This window comes from Sphingopyxis sp., assembly GCF_035565275.1.
GTDB lineage: Bacteria > Pseudomonadota > Alphaproteobacteria > Sphingomonadales > Sphingomonadaceae > Sphingopyxis.
Map to the genome: position 1 here is coordinate 1 of NZ_DATMST010000265.1, position 2,383 is coordinate 2,383.

Genomic DNA, 2,383 nt, shown 5'->3' on the forward strand with positions numbered 1-2,383 from the left:
TCGCCGACTTGGCGGCGATCGCGGGCTTGCCGGCGGCGCGCGACGGCGCGTCGGCCATCTTGCCCATGCCGCTGCATCCCGTGGCGGCGCCGAGGACAAAGCCGTAAACGGCGAGGTTCATCAGCATCTTGCGGTTCATGACGGATCCCCCTCTTGTTTCGTCAGCGCTGCGCTCGGCGCGTCGGGCGCGCCGCCGGCAGGCGGCTTGCCATCGCGTCGATTTCGGGCAGCGAAGACAGATATTCGTCGAGCAGGTCGGTCAGGATCACCTGCGACGACCGGTTCGTCACCGCACTTGCGAGCCGCAGGCGCAGGTGGCGCTCGGCGTCGAGGCGCAGCGTGAAGGCAGCCTTTTCGCGGGCGCGCAGCGCACGCGGCGCCTTTTCCTTCTTCGCCGATGGGTCGGGACGCGCTTCGACCTTGCGCGCCACCGCAGCGACGCGTTCGATCAGCGATTCCTGCTGGCGCACAACCTCCGGAACCTCAGGCGCTTCGGCTTCGAATTCATCGGCGCCATAATCGCCGGTCAGGCCGGTCAGCACCGGCTCGTGCGCGGCGCTCTCGTCGACCGCCTGCTCGGCCTCGACATTGTGCGCCAGCACCGATCCGGTCAGCAGCGGTTTCAGATCGACCATCCGCGCGGGTTCGCCCGACTGGTCGGGATCGACATCATAACCCATGTCGTTCCAGCCGAGATCGTCATAACCCATGCTGTTCAGCGGCGCAGGACCGCTGCCCAGCGGTTGGCGGCGCATTGCGGGACGCGCTCCGCCCTTGCGGGCCAGCAATCCGGCGCTCAGCGATGCGAGGGGTTTGGGTTCGCCCATGGTTCCCGTCCCTTCCGTCACTGGCCAGCGATGCGGCGGCCAAAGCCACCGCCCATCGGGCGGACCGCGCCGTAATTGCCCTGCGTCGGCAACGGCGAGGCGAACACGGTGCGGCGGAAATTCTTTTCGAGCCGGTCGTTCATATAGGTCCAGAGCTGACGTATTTCCTCGGCCGATCGGCCATTGGGATCGACCTCCATCACCGTCCGGCCGTCGATCATCGATGCGGCGTAATCGGTGCGGTGGTGCAGCGTGACCGGCGCGACCGTGCCATGCTGCGACAGCGCGACCGCCGCCTCACTGGTAATCTTCGCTTTCGGCGTCGCGGCGTTGACCACGAACACCAGCGGCTTGCCCGCGCGTTCGCACAGGTCGACGGTGGCGCCCACGGCGCGCAGGTCGTGCGGCGAGGGGCGTGTCGGAACGACGATCAACTCGGCGACCGAAATCACGCTCTGGATCGCCATGGTGATCGCCGGCGGCGTATCGATGACGGCCAGCTTGAAGCCCTGCTGGCGGAGGATTTCAAGGTCGGAAGCCAGCCGTGCGACCGTGGTCTGCGCAAAGGCCGGAAGGTCGGTTTCGCGCTCGTTCCACCAGTCGGCAAGCGAGCCCTGCGGATCGATGTCGATAAGGACGACCGGACCGGCGCCGGCGAGTTGCGCCTGCACCGCCAGATGCCCCGACAGCGTCGTTTTGCCCGACCCGCCCTTCTGTGAAGCCAATGCCAATACGCGCACTGCTATACCCCCTCGGAAATCCCAAATTCGGCGAAGGGATGCCATGCGGGGCGCTAAAATTGGGTTAACGATGATAAAAAGAAGGTGAACGATTTGCGCACCTTCATGGTAAACAGCCCCCTAACGCCGACCTGTCCCATAACGGATCAAATTTGGGCACTCGCGCGTGTCGCTAACGCCGTGTTAGCCATTCGGCCCTAAAAGGCTGTCCGGGGACTGCAGCGATGCAAGTCATTGGAGAATAAGATGCGTTCATTCCGCACCGCCGTTTCGCTGGCGCTGCCGCTGATTCTGGCGACGATGCCGGCCGCGCCGGCGCATGCCGACGTCAAGGACGGCGTCGATGCCTGGCAAAAGGGCGATTATCAGGGGGCGGTGGCCGAATGGCGCCCGCTCGCGCTTTCCGGCGATGCCGATGCGCAGTTCAATCTCGGCCAGGCGTACAAGCTCGGCCGCGGTGTTCCGGCCGATCTTTCGCAAGCGGAGGACTGGTATCGCCGCGCCGCAAAGCAAGGCCATCTCCAGGCAGAAGATAATCTCGGCCTCGTGCTTTTCACCGCGAACCGCCGCGACGAGGCGATGCCTTATATCACCCGCTCGGCCGAACGCGGAGAACCGCGCGCCCAATACGTCCTCGGCACCGCGCTGTTCAACGGCGACCTTGCACCGCAGGACCTGCCGCGCGCCTATGCGCTCACCAAGCGCGCGAGCGACGCGGGGCTCGGCATCGCGTCGGCGCGGCTCGCGCAGCTCGACAGTCTCATCCCGCTCGACCAGCGCCAGCGCGGCCTTGCGATGATCCCCGAAATCGAAAAG

The 2,383-nt window shown here is 65.8% G+C and carries 3 protein-coding genes; 1 reads left to right on the plus strand and 2 read right to left on the minus strand.

Annotated features, from left to right (window positions below; all coding sequences use genetic code 11):
* Window positions 1-161 precede the first annotated feature (161 nt).
* Both VN047_RS17700 and VN047_RS17705 read right to left on the minus strand, forming a co-directional pair.
* Entirely contained in the window at window positions 162-827 is a 666-nt protein-coding gene (locus tag VN047_RS17700; protein ID WP_325544981.1) for a hypothetical protein, read from the minus strand.
* Between the two features lie 17 nt (window positions 828-844).
* On the minus strand, window positions 845-1,567 hold the full coding sequence (locus tag VN047_RS17705; protein WP_325544983.1) for a ParA family protein: 723 nt from the start codon (window positions 1,565-1,567) through the stop codon (window positions 845-847).
* 246 nt (window positions 1,568-1,813) lie between these two features.
* Here VN047_RS17705 and VN047_RS17710 point away from each other — a divergent pair.
* The coding region (locus VN047_RS17710; protein ID WP_325544985.1) for a tetratricopeptide repeat protein at window positions 1,814-2,383 on the plus strand (570 nt) is incomplete at its 3' end.